This is a genomic window from Veillonella sp. 3_1_44 (assembly GCF_000163715.1).
GTDB classification, from domain to species: domain Bacteria; phylum Bacillota; class Negativicutes; order Veillonellales; family Veillonellaceae; genus Veillonella; species Veillonella parvula_A.
In genome coordinates this window covers 1-646 of record NZ_GG770213.1, presented here as the reverse complement: position 1 = coordinate 646, position 646 = coordinate 1, and the positions used below count along the sequence as shown (strand labels likewise).

1 protein-coding gene is annotated in these 646 nt (G+C 44.6%); it reads right to left on the bottom strand.

Annotated features, from left to right (window positions below):
* The coding region (locus tag HMPREF0873_RS09785) for a GTP-binding protein (protein WP_008715902.1) at positions 1-644 on the bottom strand (644 nt) is incomplete at its 3' end.
* Positions 645-646 lie beyond the last annotated feature (2 nt).

Below are 646 nucleotides of genomic sequence, written 5' to 3'. Positions count from 1 at the left end.
ACAGGCATCAAGAAAGGTTTATCAGTGTCACGAACTGGTGTTGGGATGTAGGAGTCTACAGCATCCATCAATTCGTCAATTTTAGCTACATATTGAGCGTCGCCTTCCAAAGCTTTCAATGCGGAACCTACAACGATAGGTACTTCGTCGCCAGGGAATTCGTAGGAAGAAAGAAGTTCACGAACTTCCATTTCTACCAATTCGATCAATTCTTCATCGTCAACCATGTCAGCTTTGTTCAAGAATACTACGATTGCAGGAACACCAACTTGGCGAGCCAACAAGATGTGTTCGCGAGTTTGAGGCATAGGGCCGTCAGCTGCGGATACAACCAAGATAGCGCCGTCCATTTGAGCCGCACCAGTAATCATGTTTTTAACATAGTCAGCATGGCCTGGGCAGTCAACGTGTGCATAGTGACGGTTAGCAGTTTCATACTCAACGTGTGCAGTGTTGATTGTGATACCGCGTTCACGTTCTTCTGGAGCTTTATCGATCATGCTGTAATCTTGGAAGTCAGCTTGACCTTTTTCAGCCAATACTTTAGTGATTGCAGCAGTCAAAGTAGTTTTACCATGGTCAACGTGACCGATTGTACCGATGTTAACATGCGGTTTCGTACGTTCAAATTTTTCTTTTGCCATTT